The 18109-nt window shown below is 45.6% G+C and carries 17 protein-coding genes; 12 read left to right on the top strand and 5 right to left on the bottom strand.

Annotation, left to right across the window (positions count from 1 at the left end; translation table 11 throughout):
- Positions 1-17: 17 nt before the first annotated feature.
- The 5 genes from ACTRXI_RS11255 to ACTRXI_RS11235 all read left to right on the top strand — a co-directional run bounded on the left by ACTRXI_RS11255 (position 18) and on the right by ACTRXI_RS11235 (position 4941).
- Positions 18-1097: a citrate synthase gene (locus ACTRXI_RS11255; RefSeq protein WP_474262534.1), complete on the top strand. Its 1080-nt coding sequence runs from the start codon at positions 18-20 to the stop codon at positions 1095-1097.
- A gap of 217 nt (positions 1098-1314) precedes the next feature.
- A complete protein-coding gene (locus tag ACTRXI_RS11250; RefSeq protein WP_474262533.1) occupies positions 1315-2361 on the top strand; it encodes a GGDEF domain-containing protein in 1047 nt (348 codons plus the stop codon).
- Between the two features lie 137 nt (positions 2362-2498).
- A complete protein-coding gene (locus ACTRXI_RS11245; RefSeq protein ID WP_474262531.1) occupies positions 2499-2981 on the top strand; it encodes a DUF4188 domain-containing protein in 483 nt (160 codons plus the stop codon).
- 24 nt (positions 2982-3005) lie between these two features.
- A complete protein-coding gene (locus tag ACTRXI_RS11240; protein WP_474262529.1) occupies positions 3006-3434 on the top strand; it encodes a hypothetical protein in 429 nt (142 codons plus the stop codon).
- Between the two features lie 91 nt (positions 3435-3525).
- On the top strand, positions 3526-4941 hold the full coding sequence (locus ACTRXI_RS11235) for a right-handed parallel beta-helix repeat-containing protein (RefSeq protein ID WP_474262527.1): 1416 nt from the start codon (positions 3526-3528) through the stop codon (positions 4939-4941).
- A gap of 47 nt (positions 4942-4988) precedes the next feature.
- On the opposite strand, the gene pelG is transcribed toward ACTRXI_RS11235, so the two are convergent.
- The 5 genes from pelG to ACTRXI_RS11210 are packed head-to-tail and all read right to left on the bottom strand — an operon-like array spanning position 4989 to position 11855.
- On the bottom strand, positions 4989-6461 hold the full coding sequence (gene pelG / locus ACTRXI_RS11230) for an exopolysaccharide Pel transporter PelG (RefSeq protein ID WP_474262525.1): 1473 nt from the start codon (positions 6459-6461) through the stop codon (positions 4989-4991).
- Positions 6442-7863, bottom strand: a complete 1422-nt coding sequence (pelF, locus tag ACTRXI_RS11225) for a GT4 family glycosyltransferase PelF (protein WP_474262523.1) — start codon at positions 7861-7863, stop codon at positions 6442-6444. Before pelF ends, pelG begins: the two co-directional genes overlap by 20 nt.
- Entirely contained in the window at positions 7860-9698 is a 1839-nt protein-coding gene (locus ACTRXI_RS11220) for a DUF2194 domain-containing protein (RefSeq protein WP_474262521.1), read from the bottom strand. The genes pelF and ACTRXI_RS11220 overlap by 4 nt, the downstream gene beginning before the upstream one ends.
- A complete protein-coding gene (locus tag ACTRXI_RS11215; RefSeq protein WP_474262519.1) occupies positions 9695-10630 on the bottom strand; it encodes a tetratricopeptide repeat protein in 936 nt (311 codons plus the stop codon). The genes ACTRXI_RS11220 and ACTRXI_RS11215 overlap by 4 nt, the downstream gene beginning before the upstream one ends.
- Entirely contained in the window at positions 10620-11855 is a 1236-nt protein-coding gene (locus tag ACTRXI_RS11210; RefSeq protein WP_474262517.1) for a hypothetical protein, read from the bottom strand. The genes ACTRXI_RS11215 and ACTRXI_RS11210 overlap by 11 nt, the downstream gene beginning before the upstream one ends.
- 382 nt (positions 11856-12237) lie before the next feature.
- Between ACTRXI_RS11210 and ACTRXI_RS11205 the strand changes: the two genes are divergently transcribed.
- The 7 genes from ACTRXI_RS11205 (at position 12238) to ACTRXI_RS11175 (ending at position 18060) form a co-directional block, all read left to right on the top strand.
- Positions 12238-12924, top strand: a complete 687-nt coding sequence (locus ACTRXI_RS11205; protein WP_474262515.1) for a glycoside hydrolase family 191 protein — start codon at positions 12238-12240, stop codon at positions 12922-12924.
- Positions 12925-13034: 110 nt separating this feature from the next.
- Positions 13035-14048, top strand: a complete 1014-nt coding sequence (gene galE / locus ACTRXI_RS11200; protein ID WP_474262513.1) for a UDP-glucose 4-epimerase GalE — start codon at positions 13035-13037, stop codon at positions 14046-14048.
- 229 nt (positions 14049-14277) lie between these two features.
- Entirely contained in the window at positions 14278-15483 is a 1206-nt protein-coding gene (locus tag ACTRXI_RS11195; protein WP_474262511.1) for a LysM peptidoglycan-binding domain-containing protein, read from the top strand.
- Between the two features lie 67 nt (positions 15484-15550).
- Positions 15551-15802 carry a hypothetical protein gene (locus ACTRXI_RS11190; protein WP_474262509.1) on the top strand — a complete coding sequence of 84 codons (252 nt, stop codon included), beginning with the start codon at positions 15551-15553 and terminating at the stop codon, positions 15800-15802.
- Between the two features lie 193 nt (positions 15803-15995).
- Entirely contained in the window at positions 15996-16448 is a 453-nt protein-coding gene (locus ACTRXI_RS11185; protein ID WP_474262507.1) for a MarR family winged helix-turn-helix transcriptional regulator, read from the top strand.
- Positions 16449-16515: 67 nt separating this feature from the next.
- Positions 16516-17439: a ring-cleaving dioxygenase gene (locus ACTRXI_RS11180; protein WP_474262506.1), complete on the top strand. Its 924-nt coding sequence runs from the start codon at positions 16516-16518 to the stop codon at positions 17437-17439.
- Positions 17440-17451: 12 nt separating this feature from the next.
- Positions 17452-18060, top strand: a complete 609-nt coding sequence (locus tag ACTRXI_RS11175; RefSeq protein WP_474262505.1) for an alpha/beta hydrolase — start codon at positions 17452-17454, stop codon at positions 18058-18060.
- Positions 18061-18109: the final 49 nt, after the last annotated feature.

Genomic DNA, 18109 nt, shown 5'->3' with positions numbered 1-18109 from the left:
TAAAGGAGGAAAATATAATGGAAGGAAAAGGACTGGAAAATGTAGTTGCTGCCGAAACTGCTGTAAGTATGGTCGACGGGGAAAAGGGGAGGCTCATTTACAGGGGTCGCCCCGCGGGAGACATAGCACTTGAATCTTCGTTTGAAGAAGCCGCTTATTTGCTGCTTGAAGGAGAAAAGTTTGATGAACAGCAGCTGCAAGTATTTACAGACTCGCTGAAGAAAAAACGAAAGCTGCCGGAGCATATTTGTAAGATGATTGAGCAATTTCCTCATGACCTGAATATGATGAGTGTTCTCGAGGCTGCAGTGTCTGCGCTGGCAGAAAAGCCTTTATTGGAAGAACCACTGCGTGATCAGGCTGAAAGGCTGATTGCTGTGCTGCCAGTCATTATCGCCTATCGACATCGTTCGCTTCAGCAAAAAGAAATTGTGCAGGAGGACCCGGACCTTTCCCATACGGCGAATTATTTATATATGCTCCACGGGCAAAAGCCAGCAGAAGCAGAGATCCGGGCGCTCGAAGCGTATTTAATTTTAACGATGGAGCACGGCATGAATGCTTCCACCTTTACTTCCCGGGTGATTGCTTCTACAGAGTCCGATTTCTTTTCAGCTGCTGCCGGAGCAATTGGCGCCCTGAAAGGCCCGCTTCACGGAGGAGCACCGGGAGGGGTCATTGATATGCTTGAAGCTATAGGAGAGAAAGAAAACGCAGAAGTGTGGCTGCGGGCGAAAATAGAGTCCGGGGAGCGGCTGATGGGGTTCGGCCACCGGGTATATAAAACAACAGATCCGAGAGCAGAAGCGTTAAAAAAGATATGTGAAAACATTGCAGGTGAAAATGACTGGCTTGATACTGCGTATTATGTGGAACAAAAGGCGGTACAGCTGCTGGAGGAATACAAGCCGGGAAGAAAGCTTTATACTAATGTAGAATTCTATGCAGCCGCTGTTTTAAAAGCCGTCAAGCTTCCTAAAAGTTTATTCACTCCAACGTTCGCCCTTTCACGAAGTGTCGGCTGGAGTGCCCATATTGAAGAGCAGCAAAAGGATAACCGGATCATCCGGCCTCAGTCTGTGTATGTTGGCAAATAAATAAAAGGTAAAAAGCCGCTGAAAAGCGGTTTTTTATATGGTTGAGTATGAAAAAATTTTCATGCGAAACGTTTGAATTAGAAGACAATGGGTAATAATAATGATATTATAAGACTAAAGAACTATATAATTTATAATAAAATACTAAGTATATTTTTTTATTGTTAAGAAAAGAATTGTACCGTTCGCAGTTTGTGGCTGAGGGGAGGGCTGGCTCTTGAGTGGACAAAATAAAGAAGTGCAGTTATATCATACAACTATCAAGTACGGTGTGTACGTTGCCTTTACTGTTCACATGGTGTGGCTCTTAGGCTTTTGGTGGCTGCAATTTGAGACGATGGCTGCTGTGAATGTAATCAGCTGCCTTGCATATGTAATTGCCTATTATTTAATGAAAAAAAGAAATTATGTAACATGTTTTTTCCTCGTACTTACAGAAGTCATGGCCCATGCTGTTGTCGCTACGCTGGTACTTGGCTGGGGAACGGGCTTTCATTATTACATGATTGTTACTGCCTATGTTCTGTTCTTTTTTCCGCAGATTCGCGGGGTAAAGCCTATGGCTTTTGTAATTATTATAATTTTGTATATGGGATTATACAGAATTACTGCAGGCATGCCCCCTGTGGAAAATGATATTGTGGCTTTCGTTTTGCCGGAAGCGAATATGGTGGGGGCGCTTTGTATTATAGCGCTGCTCGGCTCGATTTTCCGTAATAATTTTGATCAAATGATCCAGAACTTATATCAAATGAACCGGCAGCTTGAACATATGGCCGCAACTGACGCACTCACAGGGCTTTTTACGAGGCGGAAGATGTATGAACTGATGTCTGGAAAAATGGAAAAGAACGATTCCTTTTATATCATGATGATCGACATTGATTGTTTTAAATCAATCAATGACCAATACGGGCATGCGGTAGGAGATGCAGCTATCATACATGTCTCGGAAGTTATTACGGCAAACCTCAAGAATACAGGCTTTGTCTCCCGCTGGGGCGGGGAGGAGTTTTTGGCAGCGGCAGACGTTTCAGGTGATGAAGAAGCGGAAAGGCTGGCAGAGATGGTAAAAGAGGAGATGAATATAAAGGCCCTGCACCACTGCGGAGAACCGGTGCCGGTAACGGTATCAATCGGGATAGCGAAATGGGAAAGAGGCCGGGATACTGAAGAGGTGATTAACGAGGCGGACCGTGCGTTATATAATGCGAAACAAAAAGGGCGGAACCGGACAACGCTACACGAAATGGTGGAAATCTAATAATAGCTCTTCGGCTAAAACAGCTGAAGAGTTTTTTTATGAAAGGGAAGCCGCATCAAAAAAAAGAGGGTATGATAAAGAAAAGATGAGCAAAGCTTGTCATTTTCGGGAGAACTACAGCGAAAGGGGAGAAAAGGATGGCCAGTGAAATTATGACCGGCAGGTATACCACGACAGGGGATCAGGAAGTGACTGTGTTTGTAATAGGAATGAGAATCAACAGATGGCGGGAGGTGCATAAATGGCTGCCGGTACTGCTCGCAATGCCCCCAATGATCAAAGAATTATCAATAAACAAAGAGCTTGGCTGCATGGGCTTACAAAGCTATATTCAGTTGCCAGCAACGATGATGATCCAGTACTGGAATTCCGAAGAACAATTGCTGGCATACGCAAAGGAGCCGAAGCATCTGAAGGCGTGGCGGACGTTTAATAAAAGAACTAAAGGAAATGACGCAGTAGGGATTTACCACGAAACGTATATAGTGCCAAAAGGGGCATACGAATCGATTTATGTAAACATGCCGTCCTTTGGGCGCGGCAAAGCTCTTAGCACTGAGCCAGTAACCAAAGCGACCGGTACAGCCAAAGAACGATTGAACCGGACAGCCGGAAAATAACCAGGTGCACAAGGAGGAGAAAAAGTGGAAGAAGAGAGCCGCAGAACAGCAGGATGGTTGGTGATAGTATTACCTGCAGTTATTTACGGAGGCGTTAGTCTGCTTCAAATGATTGTTTCTAAGGATGCAGGTTATGTAGAGAATACGCTCCGGCAGGATTTCTTTCGTGCCGGACATGCGCACGCAGGAGTGCTTCTTATCCTTTCACTGGTCATACTTTTATATGTGGACTATACTTCCTATGGGTCAAAAACGAAACGCTTTATACGCCACAGTATTCCGATGTCAGCCATACTGCTGCCAGCCGGTTTTTTCTTTTCAGTATTGGACCCACAAGCTACAGAGCCAAACGCATTTATATATGCTGCTTACGTCGGGGCAGTACTCCTTGCCCTCGGGCTAATATTGCTTGGAATCGGCTTAATAAAAAATAAAATTCCAGGCAGGGACTAGGACTAAACTCTTGTTATGACGTATAATAAATAACAGTACCATCCCTGTGCAGAACACTCAGGGTAACTTTGACAAAAAGTGAGCAGATTAAATGAAAAAACTATGGATAGCCCTGACGCTTCTTATTGCAGCGGGTATTACTGCCGGAGTATTAATTTTTTCGGAATGCACCCAGGCAGCCGCTAGCTCCTGTCTTTATGTAGCGACGGACGGGGACGACAGTAATGACGGCAGCAGATCGGCACCGCTGCAGACGTTGAACGCAGCTTCTGAACAGGCGGAGCCTGGAACAATCGTATATGTCAGAGGGGGCACGTACGAAGAACCGCTGGAGGTATCACAAAGCGGCAGCGCCTCGAATCCGGTTACGTTTGAGGCATATGAAGACGAAGAAGTCATTTTAAGCGGTGAAGAAATGGAAGATGAAGCAGGTATAACAGCAATGATCCGCATAGAAAACCAGAATCATATCACCATTCGTGGATTCACCATCCAGAATTTATCGACAGAAATTAGCAACGAAACCCCAGTAGGTATTTTCGTTCATGACAGCGCCGAAGGAATTACACTCGATAACAACCATATTCGCGGGATTGAAACAAACGCAGACAGCGGAAATGCTCACGGTATTGCGGTATACGGCCGGGAAGCGATAACCAATGTCGAAATTATTAACAACACGGTGGAAAATCTTATACTCGGCTCAAGCGAAGCGGTTGTGCTAAATGGAAATGTAGAAGATTTTACGATTGCTTCGAATACAGTACGCCATAACGATAACATTGGAATTGACATGATCGGCTACGAGGAGGTCGGAGACGACCCGGATCTTGATTACACACGGAATGGAATCGTGGAAAACAACACCGTCTACGACAACTCTTCGTATGGCAATCCTGCATATGGCGAGGGGGATGTTTATGCCGCAGGAGGCATTTATGTAGACGGCGGCAGCGACATTGATATTCAGAACAATACGGTATACAGGAATGACCTGGGTATTGAAGCAACCTCGGAGCAGGACGGGGAACAGGCGGACAATATCCGGATTATCGGGAACACCGTCTATGAAAACAACTTTACCGGTATCTCCATCGGCGGGTATGACGAAAAAAGAGGCGGGACAAAAGACAGCACGATTACAGAAAACATTATATACCGTAATGATACAAACGATTTGGACGGAGGCCAGCTGCTGCTGCAGAATGATACGGAAAACAACAGGATTGAAAACAATATATTAACAGCAGGAAGCTCCCGGGTGTTTGTGGCTAATTACTTTGAAGATAACACGAATAACGAATTTGACCAGAATGTGTACCACCGGGAGAAGGGCAAGGAAGGCATCTGGATTTGGGAAAACGAGCAGGTATCGACGCTTAATGAATTTCAGTCCCTGATTGGCAGTAATAACGATTCCCGTTACGTGAATCCGCAGTATAAAAACGCCGCTAATTACAACTTTGAATTGTCGCAGGATTCCCCCGCACGTGATGTCATTGAATAAAAAAGGCCGGACGGATAGCAGTTTATCCGTCCGGCTCTTTTATGCTTTTAAAGAATGGTGCGTTTGTTCATCCACTGACTCAATTTAGTAAATAGGGTCGGAGGATTTGGACGTTCAAGATTATTCGGATTGCAAAAAGCAAAGTAATCGACTTTTTCGATAAAGTACGTGAGACGGAGCAGAGCAAACAGCAGGGCCCCGCTCGATCCAAGAGCAAAGCTTAATCCGTAGCCGTTAAATCCAAAAGGAAGAAGCAGGAAGGTGAGTACCGCATTTAAAGAGAAAAACAGGATGGAAGTAATCATCGCACCGCGCCGGTCTTCAAAATAGAGAAGGATCAGCGTCAGCACAAGAACCATCGCGTTTGAAAAGGCTCCGACCGTCGTAAAACGGAAAATCGAAATGATATCGTCCTCAATTGCCACGAAGGAGGTAACGTAGCCAATCGATAAAATGATTACAATCGAAATCAGGCCCTGGCTGCGAACGAGTCGTTCAAGCTCCTGCTTCAAGACGTACTGCATAGATTCCTTCGACGTTTTGATCTGCTGAAGCGTCCCTCCCTGGTTGACATAGCCGTAAAATGAACGATACCGCTCGTAAAAGCGGGTCTCCACCGATACGACAAAGATAATCAGGGTAGGAATAATAGTCAGATACGACCAGAAGATCGCGGTATCATACACCCGGTTATAGACGAACGAGTCGAGAAGAATCGACCTTCCTTCTCCGAACCAGATAATCCAGTTACACACCCAGATACCGACATTGTACAAAAATCCGGTCCAGAACAAGGTCGGGTATTTGTCGAAATAGCTGATGTATTGAAACTGGCTGTCAGATGTATGAAGAGGAAACGTGAGCAGCATCGAAAACAGCAGCCCGAACAAGGTGATAACCATGCCGCTCGTAAATCCGAGTACAAGCATAAAGCTTGTAGCGTGTGGAATGAACGCAAAAGCTTCTGCAGAGCGGCCAAGGAGAAATACCATGCCCACCGCAACCACTGCCCCGGATAAAAAGCTGTAGGCGACAGCCTGATAAAACTTTGCGGCACTTAAGAATAAAAACAGCACCCAGATTAAGTTAATGGTTACAAACAATACGAGGAGCAAAAGCTCATACAAAAATGGAAGAGAGCTGATCCATATAAAGATGAGCCAGGCAGTAACCGCGAGAAGCAGAGTTACTTTTGTCATTCCGAGAAAGGTTGGAAAGACTTTATTTGTCTTTTTCTCATAAAATAGATCCGCGACATATCGCGTAACTACCAGCTGCTGGATACCAAACAGCACCTGAGAAAATATAAACGAATAGGAAATCGATAAGTTGAAAAGCTCCCGTTCCTGCAGCGTTACAGGTAGAAAAACCATGGAAAACCATTGGATCATCGCAATCGTGGCGATAACTACAATCCATGGCCCGGCGGTTACGAGGCCGGCAAAAGCATAGGCTTTCATTCTGGAGGAAAAGTAATCTTCCTGAAACAACTGCTGGAGTTTAAACCCTATGCCGGCCATATTCGAGCCCCCTTTGATGATAACGTTCTGTGTACTCCTGAATAAACTGATGAATCTGGTAATACGCTTCGACCCGGCTCTGCCCGTTGCGGCCGAATTTTTCGGCCTCTTCCGGGTGCTGATAAATCCATTCACAGCGCTGGGCGACCTGCTCCGGGTTCACCGGAGGCACTACAAAGCCGGCCGGCCCATATGGATCGCCTTCCCGGCCGTGAATCAGCTCGGAGCAGGAGCCTACATTTGTAGCGATAAAAGGGAGCCCTGCTGCCATCCCTTCAAGAACGGCCAGTGGCTGTCCTTCAGAAATACTTGTCAGCAGACATACATCAAACGTTGGCAGGTAATCGGTAATGTTTACTTTTCCGACTAGAAAGACGTGGTCCTGGAGCCCAAGCTGGTCGACGAGCCGCCGGCACTCACCGGCATACTCGAGATCTTCATCCAGAGGCCCCATAATAGTGAGTTTAAAAGGGACAGACCGGCTTTTTAAAATGTTACCGGCATGAATCATCGTCTTAATGTCTTTAATAGGGACAACACGTACAATAGCACCGATATGAACATAGGATCGATGATGCTTATCTTTTTCTACAAGCGATAAGCGGGCGTAGTCAATGCCGTTCGGAATGATTTCAATCTTAGCCGGATCAGCCCCAATATCCTCCTGCAATTCGCCGTTGCGGGCAAACAGGGTGATTACATCATCCGCCTCTTTGTATGCCTGACGGGAAAGATGGTGGAAAAACGTGATCCAGCGCTGTTTGTAGTAATCCGGTATCCAGTCAGCCTGAAGAATTTCTTCCTCACGCTCCCGGGAATAAATGCCATGCTCGGTCAGAAGATAGGGGATTTCCTGCTGTTTTTTAATAGCTGCAGCTACCATACCGGCATAGCCTGTCGAGGCTGAATGCACAATATCAAGCTCAGGAAACGAAAATTGAAGCAGTTCGATCACGGGCGCAAACATGCCGCGCCACATCCAGAAATAATCGATAAACGAACCGGACTGCTTTTCTTTATCATAGCTCTGCTGCACTATTTCCCAGAACAGGCTGCTTGAGAAAAAGTTTTCTGTGCCCCCAAGCTTTTGTCCGAGAGCAAGAAGAGCGTCTGAACGAACTGACTCAAACATCATCCATTCGGTAATGGCTTCTTCATCCTCCGGCGTCAAATGGAAATTCCGCTGCCGTCTCGGCTGCTGCATATTAAGCGGAAGATTCAGGACCTGCGAAATGTTGCCCGGCAGCTCATAACGGTAATCTTCCGGGGAGATCGGCTCCGGAGTGATAGCGATGATGATGAATTCATGCTCGGGCATCTGCTTTACGAGCATCTGGACCCAACTAGCCACCCCGCCGCTGACGTACGGATAGCTTCCTTCTACAACCATACCTATTTTCATGACGCATCATCCTTTAATGGAATTTCAGCCTGCGGCTCTTCGAGGGTGAGCCGGTACAAAGTGCCGGAATCACCGTAGGCTTCAATGGAGCCGAAGTCAAAGCTTCCTGTTTCAATGGAGGTACCCTTTTCAACACGAAGCATCATGGTGGAAGGTTCAAGAAGACTTTCCCCCTGAATCATAATCCGGTCCTCCTGATACATAACGTCAACGCTTGAAGCCTGATAGCTTTTCATTCGTTCGGTTGCCTGTGCCTGGGTCATGCTGTCGAGTTGTGGATAAGTGTCTTCGACAAAAACTGCCATGTCTTCAAACTGGGCTTTCATATCCTCCCAGCCTTCCCCGTAAGCCCGGTCCGGGTCAAGCACGTCATCCGGGTGAATAAAGTGGGAGAAGACACCGAAGTTTGCAATTGCATCTGCCTGAATGAATTGAGATTCGGAACTTTCCCAATACCCGCTGGAGATACGCGGGAAATGGTAAATCGACGGATAATCTTCATCTTCTTCAAACTCCTGAATGAAGCTTCCTTCGCCTTCGCCGGTATAGAGAGAAGCAATTGTGTTAATACTTGGAAGAGCGTTATGAATCGCTTCAATTCCGGTTCTGTTCAGTACGTTGGAAGGAGGCACGTACGTTTTAAATTCCTCTTCAGGATAGTAATGCTGAAAGACTTCCTCTACCCGTGTCAGTGACTCCTCCATTTTCTCCTGGCTTTCCCAAGGTCGGTATAAAAGCTCGGGATCCATCGGTTCGTCTTCGGTTACGAGCGGCTGGTGATTGTAACCGTGAAGGCCGATTTCTCCGTCGTGGCGGTAAACATTTCTACCAAAGAAAAGCAATGGAAAGCGGTCATTTTCAATAAGCTCTTCGGCCGTGGCATCCATCGTATCTTGATATGTGCCAATTATTAACCCGGTGTACGTAAGGTCGTGGTCCATGCCAATTTGCTTCATATCCTCCCACCAGACATCGGCGTAAAAGTCCTCCACAGACATATTGTACTGACTGGCAATTTGTTCGTTCTCCTCTGTCGGAGCGGGAGCAGGGAAGTCGTCAATATGGGCCATTTTAATGTCAGCCTGACTGCTTGCAAAAGCAGGAGGCAGAATAGATAGTGACTGCAGCATCATACCCCGTGAGTTTTTTATTTCCATGGAAGTTGTGTTCCAGAAAAGCGTTTTTCCGTCCCCGTATTCATTTGTCCACATCAGTGGGTCGCCTTCGGTGGATAAATAAGGCTCCGCTCCTTCACGCAGTGTTATGTTGGCGATGCTGTGGGAAAACAGGGTAGAATCAGAACCAAGATCGGTATAGCCCGGAAAAAGCTCCTGCTCAAAGGTAAGGCCCTGCCGGTTGCTAAAATCATTCACGTCGTCAATGCCGAGCATTTCGTTATATCTTGTGTCAATAAAACGAGCGCCAATGTAGAGACGGCCGCCCTCTTCGACGAAGGATTCTATTTCTTCAAACGGCCATTCTTCAGCATGCTCGCCGGCGAGAACAAGCACATTGTAAGGAGAAGGCTCGAGATCTGCAATTTCGTCCCGGGAAATTTCGGTATGCGGCACTTTAGCATAATCGAGGGCATGCTCAAAGTTATTTAACGTATTTTCAGAAAGGTCACTGTCGTTTTTGTGAATGTAGACATTCATTTCTTCACCCGCCGTTTCCGCGTTGCCGGAATCCATCGTTTCTGTTTCTTCCGCTGTGTTTGAGGCCTGATGGGGGAGCCACAGCTGAAAACGCTCGAGCCGGATAAACTGGAGAATAAGAAGAATACTTAAAATAACGACGAAGAGCCCGATCGTTGACTTCATCATCTGTTTTTTCATGAAACGACCCCTCCCATCTGCCGGACAATATACTGGCGGTTTTCCGGTATTTTTTCTGCAGCTACATGTTCATTCATTTGAGAGAGAACTTGCTCTATCCCGGCCCAGTCTTTTTGATTATAGTAGTATTCGATTAAGTTTAAATAACCATCGGCTTCATGTGGGAAAGCCTGAAGCATATACATGTACGTATTGACGGCCTGTGTTGGAGAACCTTGCTGCAGATAGATGTCCCCAAGCTGGTTGAAAACCTCCATCTGATCCGGAAAGTCTTTGGCCGCCTGTTCTAAAAACTGAAGATACACATAGCGGAGGTGCTCCTGCGAATGATCGTCAAGCAGGCGGCTGTCGAGGTAGCCCCGGTATACTCCCATCAATCTGCTGAGAGTCTCTTCGCTGTGAAGGTGTTCATGCTTCGTTTTTGCTGTATCAAGACTTTTTTCATAGCGGTCGACAAGCAGATTCATTGTCGTCGCAGCATAATGAACGGTCTCTGAATCATCGTTGTTGAGTCCGAGATTCAAATACTTTCCTTTATCCGAGATGTTGGAGTTAATCAGCTTCAGCATTAAGCTTTTGCGGTCCGGCTGGTTATCGTTTGTAAATGCCTCCATCAAGGGAGTGAGGTTTTTATTGTCTTTAGCTTCATAGCGAAGATGCTCCAGGTTAATCGGCTGAAACTTCACGTATTCTGTATAATCAGAGACAATTTTGTTTGAATCCACCCTCCTCGAAGCCCACCAGGCAAGAAGACCGAAAGCCTCCCCGAGCAAAGGAAGAAAGCAGCTGATCAGCACAATCCAGATAACGGCTCCGTACTGATCCGGCTGGAGTCTTTTTTTCGCAGCCTTCGCCGCAGCAAATAAAATACAGGCGTGAACGATGTAAAAAAGAATCACGAGTATCGTTGGCTGTATAAGGTTACCCAGCATGAGTGCCTCCTTTTTCTTTTAAGGCTTTTTTGATTCGTTTTTCAACCACTTGAGCGTTTTCAGCATCGGTGCCGGGCAGGAGGAAGTAGAGAATACTCTGTCTGGCATCAAAGCCGATAATATCTATTTCACGCAGGTAGGTCCGCAAAATAACTTCAGCTTCAGCAACAGACATTCTCTCGAAGCGGTCAAACTGAATGGCTACTGTGCTGTAAGGAACGCCGTACTCTTCCTGGCGCACCTCCTGCTGGGCCACATGAGCATCAAAGGCATCTTTATAGTAGACTTTTGTTCCGGGAAGCATTTGTTTCTCTTCATCCTTGGCCTGCCATTCACGTGCTTTTTCAATACGGTTGGAAATCCAGTCAAGCACAAAGGACATGATTTGGATTTCATGAGTAGTAAGACGGGAGAAATCGAGCTGGTCGATAATCAGTACTTCCTGGATTTCTTCGTTATAAACGATAGGCCCTGCAATTACCGGGGCATTTTTTTCGTCTTTGACGTTTCGCAGCGTGATTGCCTTTTCCGTAAACAAGCGTTGGTAAAAGGATGATTCTTCGCTTAAAAATACAGTTTGCGGCAGTGTCTGGGAGCTTCCCTGACGCACTCTCAGCCGAAGGGATCTTTTCGACGAGTCTACATGATAAATCGCAATATCATTAGCTTTAAATAAATCTGAGATAATCGCGATCGCTTCATTTCGCACAAGCTCCGGCGTAGGCTGGTCGAGCTTAATGCCGACCTGGTAAATCTGAGCAAGAGTATGCTCGGAGTCCAGTACTTTTTCCTGCATAACCCGCTGGGAATCCTCGAGTTCTTTAATGGTTTTGGTCAGTTCTTTATTATCATCCCTCAATTCATCCTGGGTGTACGTAAGACTTTCATAGCGCTCCCGGTAGGACGAGCTGTAGAGGCCGCATATAACAGCGAGAAGCAGGGAAAACAATAAATAGAGGTAGTCCCCGGTGTCATAAAACAGAAGGAACAGATCATCTCCTGCTGTAAATGTGGCAATAACGTGATACACAAGAATAGTGAAAAAACTCAGGATGGCAATATTAATGCCGTACCGCAGAGAGAAAAACAAAATAACAAACAAAAATGGGTTAAGTGTCCAATCAAGCATTCCCAGCTGGAATACCTGGTCGATGATCCCCAGGACAAGAACGACAACGAGCAGCTCCACAACTTTTCTCCACACATTTTTCTGCGTGTAAATCATCCCATCACCTCTTCAAAAAGTTATATTAGATTTATGTACCATATTGCCATTGCCGCACCATCAGAGTAAGATTAATGAAACTTTGTACTTACAAAAGAATTGAAACTGTGATAATAAGGGTTCAATGACATGGTTCATAAATCCCTGCACTTAAAAAGGACCGGTCCTAATTCTGTGCTTCAAAGCTTGATTATTATCTATAAGGAGGAGCATTATGGGTATTATCTCACAAAAAATGATTTTTGTTACAAATTTTTCTCTATTTTTTTATGAGTCTTTTCTAACGAAAATAAAACCCGCTTCTAGCGGTACTTTCCCGCTGGCGAAAATGAAAAATTACAAAATTTTTTACGATTCCCCAAACAAAAATATAATTAGGGAAATGAAAAATTATGATTTGGTAATCATTGAACCGGTGTATTATTCCAGACAGCAGGTAAAAGCCATTCAACGGGCGGGAACGAAAGTTTACGGTTATATTAATGCAATGGAAGCGGATCGATGGAATGAGGCTTTGTATACACAGATGGAGGAAAAAGATTTTTTTCACCGCCATGGCAGCCGCGTATATTATAAACAGTGGGATTCCTACCTTATGAATATGGACGAAGAGCATTACCGGCAAGTCCTTTTGAATGAAGTCACAAAGCAGGTTCATGCTAAAGGGTGTGACGGTGTATTTTTAGACACGGTGGGAAATATCGATGACGAGCATGAAAACGAATCTGAAATACTGCGTACGCAGCGTGCCGCGATGGCTGTGTTTATGCAAAGCATTAAAGATAAGCATCCGCATCTCGCCATCATTCAAAACTGGGGATTTGATACGCTCAGTTCTATCACGTATCCGTTTGTAAACGCCGTCATGTGGGAAGGGTTTGAGTATTCAGCAATTGTAGGGGATGAATGGGCACAGCAGAAAATTGCCAAATTAAAAAAGCTGCGGAAAAAACACAAAATTCAAGTACTGACGGTGTCGGGGCGTGAAGAGAAAGAAAGCCGGCAGTACGCAGAAGCTAAAGGGTTCTGCCATTTTCATTCCCCGCGTGGATATAATGTCTGGGAGTAGAGCAGAAAATCAAAGCAGTAAAGAGTTTTACAGATAATAGTATTGTTATTAACAAGAAAATGATGTAGTTTGAAAATAATAAATAACCAAATTTTGGAGGGAGATCAGCGATGATTCTGGTAACCGGTGGTGCGGGATATATAGGAAGCCATATTTGTGTAGAACTATTGGAGGAAGGTCACGAAGTAGTAGTTATTGATAATTTTTCCAACAGCCGCTCCGTTTCGCTGGAACGGGTGGAGGAAATCACAGGAAAAACTCTTGAATATTTCGATGTGGATCTGCTGGACCGCAAAGGAATGGAGAGCATATTTGAAAAATTTAATATTGAAGCAGTCATTCACCTGGCAGGGCTGAAGGCAGTCGGAGAGTCTGTGGAGGTTCCGCTCAAATACTATCATAACAATATTACGGGCAGCATTATTTTATTAGAAACGATGAAAAAATATGATGTGAAAAAGATGATTTTTTCGTCTTCGGCTACCGTGTATGGCACACCGAAAACAAATCCAATTACGGAAGACTTTGAGCTGCAGGCGACGAATCCCTATGGCAATTCAAAACTAATGATTGAAGATATTCTCCGGGATCTTTACGTGTCCGATCACGAATGGAGTATTTCCATTCTACGGTATTTTAATCCTATCGGCGCACATCCAAGTGGACGCATCGGAGAATCCCCAAGCGGTATACCAAACAACCTGATGCCGTATATAACGCAGGTGGCAGTAGGAAAGCTCCCGCAGCTGAATGTGTTCGGCGATGATTATCCTACAAAAGACGGTACAGGAGTGCGGGACTACATTCACGTTGTCGACCTTGCGAAGGGTCATTTAAGCGCCCTGCATAAATCGATGGAAGGGCCGGGTATTGGAGAGTTTAATCTTGGCACCGGCCAGGGTTACAGTGTACTGGAATTGGTGGAGGCCTTCGAAAAAGCATCCGGCAAGAACGTGCCGTATGAAATACGGGACCGGCGTCCGGGTGATATTGCTGTCTGCTATGCCGATCCGGCCAAGGCACGTAAGGAACTGGGCTGGACCGCTCAAAAAGGAGTCGAGGATATGTGTGAGGATTCCTGGCGCTGGATTAAACAAAACCCAGAGGGCTATCCGTCTGTGTAAATAGTAATGACTTAAAAAAAGCCTGGTATGCCAGGCTTTTTTTGCTTTTATTTCTAAATTTAAAAGATATTTCTAGAAAAATGTACTTTATATGTATAAAATATAGTTCTTAAAGCACGGTACTTATTACTATATTTGAAGTATAATAAAGGAAATAATGAATGGATATTCACTCATACATATGCCGGACGACCGGCATAACTAAATAAATGGGGTGAGCAGGATGGGTATGAAGTGGTTTAAAGCCGCTGTCATTCTAGTATTTTTGCTTGTTACCTGTTTCTCGTTCCCGGTGCAGGCGGACGCTGCGAGTTCAAAGTATGTAGTGAAAGGAAATACTTCGAGCAAGGTGGTGGCGCTGACTTTTGATGACGGCGCGGATGGCACGAATATTTCCAGAATTCTTCAGACGCTGTCGACCCACAATGTAAAAGCCACGTTTTTCTTAACTGGTTCTGGTACGAAAGATCATCCGCAGTCTATTCGAAATATCGCCGCTGCCGGGCACCAACTCGGAAACCATTCCTACTCTCATCCTGATTTTACTACTATTTCCACCACGCAAATGAAAAAAGAATTAGCAGATACAGAAGCCCTGGTAAAAAGCACTACTGGTAAATCAACCAAGCCAATCTTTCGGGCTCCGTTTGGCGCCACTAACTCTACAGTTCTTAAAACAGTAGGAGACGCAGGCTATACGCATACTCTTCACTGGAATATCGATACCATTGACTGGAGAGGACTTTCAAAAACGCAGGTGCTGAATAAAGTAGTGAATAATATTGAACCGGGTTCTATTGTATTAATGCATACCGGAGCAGGAGCGCCTGGCACGCCAGCTGCACTGCCGGAAATGATTACCAAGCTGAAAGCGCAAGGATACAAATTTGTAACGGTCTCTGAGCTTCTGCAAATCCAGGGTTCGCCATCGACCGGGGGAGCTTCTTATACTGTGAAATCGGGAGATACGCTATACAGCATCGCGAACCGCAATGATGTGAGCGTGACAGAGCTGAAAAAAGCGAACGGCATTCCGACAAGCTCGAACGTTATCCGGGTCGGCCAGGTGTTGAAAATCCCGGGCAAAGGGACTACTACTCCGCCTCCTGCTGAATCCGGCTCGTATACCGTGAAATCCGGGGACACGCTGTACAGCATCGCAAACCGCAACGATGTGAGCGTGACGGAGCTGAAAAAAGCGAACGGCATTCCGACGAACTCGAACGTTATCCGGGTCGGCCAGGTGTTGAAAATCCCGGGTAAAGGCACAACCTCTCCGCCAGCCTCATCTACTACGTACACCGTAAAGTCAGGTGATACGTTGTACAGCATCGCAGGAAGATACAATACTACTGTCCAAAAAATCGCTGCGGACAATAACATCTCCAATACTGGAGTAATCAGTATCGGTCAGAAATTAAAAATCGCTTCGTAATAAAAGGTTGAACGTAAGCCCTGTACGGGTAAAGAGAAGCAGACCGTAAGAAAAGGGAGGTTTTCTAATGACCGAAATTACGTTCAAACCAGAAAAAGGCACACACACTACGAAAAGCAGCGACGGTCATAACATTCAGTACACGATCAATTTCGTGGAAAAAAATAACGAACGGGCTGTACACGTGAATTACGAAACGAAGGACCGGCTTACACCGCAGGCTGGAACAGTACTATTTGAAATGGGACAAACAACGATAGAGCAGTGTGGAGTTGTTTTTAATTTAGATGGTACGCTTGAAAAAGGAGAAAACGAATAAACCGGCTGAAAAATCAGCCGGTTTTATTTATTTAAAAGGAAAAATGATTACAACTAAGGGCGTTCTTTAATCAGCAAAGCCATGCTGGTCCTTAAACATACGAGCTTTTTCTTAAAAATACTCGTTTCCTTCTTGACACATAAAAAAACAAAGCGTAATATTATCTTTAATTAAAGATAATTGAATTAAGGATATGATGAGCATGAGCAATCCTATGAGCGGGCAGGACCTCGCTTTAAAATCATTAGTCGTGTTATCAAGAGCCAATCATGCAGTAGAAGAAAAAATAAGGGAGGATATACGTGCACATGGTTTGAATCCTACCGAATTTGCTGTGCTTGAGCTTTTGTATCACAAAGGAGAACAGGCCATTCAGCGCATCGGAGAAAAAATTCTGCTGTCGAGTGGAAGCATGACCTACGTTATTGATAAACTCGAAAAGAAAGAATATCTTTTTCGGACCCGGTGTCCGGAAGACCGGAGAATTATTAATGTACGTATTACAGAAGAAGGCTCTGCCTTGATGGATGAGATCTTCCCTCGTCACCAGGCAACTATTCAGGAGATGTTCAGTGTACTTGATGATCAGGAAAAAGAAACATTTATAGCTATGCTGAAAAAATTAGGTCTCTCTCTCGAAAAATAATTTTTTTACGTTAATATCTTGAATTAAAGATATATGGTTTCGAAATAATAGTGAAGAGAGGATGAATATGAAGAAAAAAACCGCTGGTATTCATCACATTACGGCTATCGTAGAAAATCCAAAAGAAAATATTGCCTTTTATTTAGAAGTTCTTGGTTTAAGGCTTGTTAAGAAAACCGTAAATTTTGATGATCCCGGCACGTATCATCTGTATTTTGGTGACAGTGAAGGTTCGCCGGGCACCATTATGACATTTTTTCCCTGGAATCAGGCACATAGAGGCCGGACTGGCAGCGGCCAGGTGGATACCACAGTGTTTGCTGTCCCTTCCGAGAGTATTACCTTCTGGAAAGAACGCCTCACCGCTTTCGGGGTGAAAGTCGAACAATTCGGAAGATATAACGAGACGTACCTTCGCTTTCAGGACCCACACGGCCTTCATCTGGAGCTGACGGAACGTCCGCCGGCGGGGGACAGTTCTTCCAGGGTGCCTGATGGTTACGCTATACAGGGATTTGCCGGGGCGGTACTGAATTCCGGGGCACCTCACCAGACAGCTGATCTTCTCGGGCAGGTGATGGGAATGAAGTATGTGGGACAGGAGGGGACGTATCTCCGTTTCCAGACCGAAGCTCCTTTCGGGAATACCATTGAGATCAGTACAGCACCCGTTCCAAGGGGAGAACTCGGGACAGGTACTGTGCACCATATAGCTTTCCGGGCTCAGGACGAGGCGGACCAGCTCGAATGGCAGCAGCACATGACGGCCCATGGCTACGCAACTACGGAAGTGAAGGACCGTGATTATTTCAAAGCCATCTATTTCCGGGAGCATGGTGGTCTGTTGTTTGAGATTGCGACCGATCCCCCGGGATTTACCCGGGACGAGCCGTTCGAACAGCTGGGACAGGAATTGAAGCTGCCGGTCTGGCTGGAGCCAAGGCGGGAGCATATTGAAGCGTCACTGGAACCGGTGCATGCATCAGAATAAAGGAGGATTATAGTGAAACACATTTTTCAGCAGGGAACTGACCAGAGCAAACCAACATTCATGCTTCTTCACGGGACAGGGGGAACAGAAAACGATCTATTACCGGTGGCGGGAATGATAGATGATTCCGCTTCGGTGCTTGGGGTGCGCGGAAATATTACGGAAAATGGCATGCCAAGATTCTTTAAACGATTGGCCGAAGGCGTGTTTGATGAAGAAGATTTAATGAAACAGACGGAGGAGCTTTATGGATTTATAGATACCGCTTCTGCAGAGCATTCCTTTGACCGGAAGAACGTGGTGGCTGTTGGGTATTCCAATGGTGCCAACATTGCTGCGAACCTGCTCTTTCATTACGAAGAGCCGGTAAAAGGGGCGGCTCTTTTTCATCCGATGGTGCCCCGCCGAGGCATACAGCTTCCGGATTTAACAGGCCTGCCTGTGTTTATAGGAGCGGGAAAAAATGACCCGATCTGCCGCCCGGAAGAAACAGAGGAACTGGCGAAAATGCTTGAAGCAGCTGGTGCTGAAGTCACCCTGCATTGGGAGGCCGGCGGCCATCAGCTGACAAGAGAAGAAGTGGAGCAGGCGGCTGCCTGGTATAAACGCTCGGTACTTTAACTTAATTGACTCTCGTGTGTGAATGGAGCACGCATCCTTATACCAGAAA

It is taken from the genome of Marinococcus sp. LNHM4E3-1, assembly GCF_056034405.1.
Note: the sequence above shows the minus strand (reverse complement) of the source record. Positions and strands in the feature narration are given on the sequence as shown.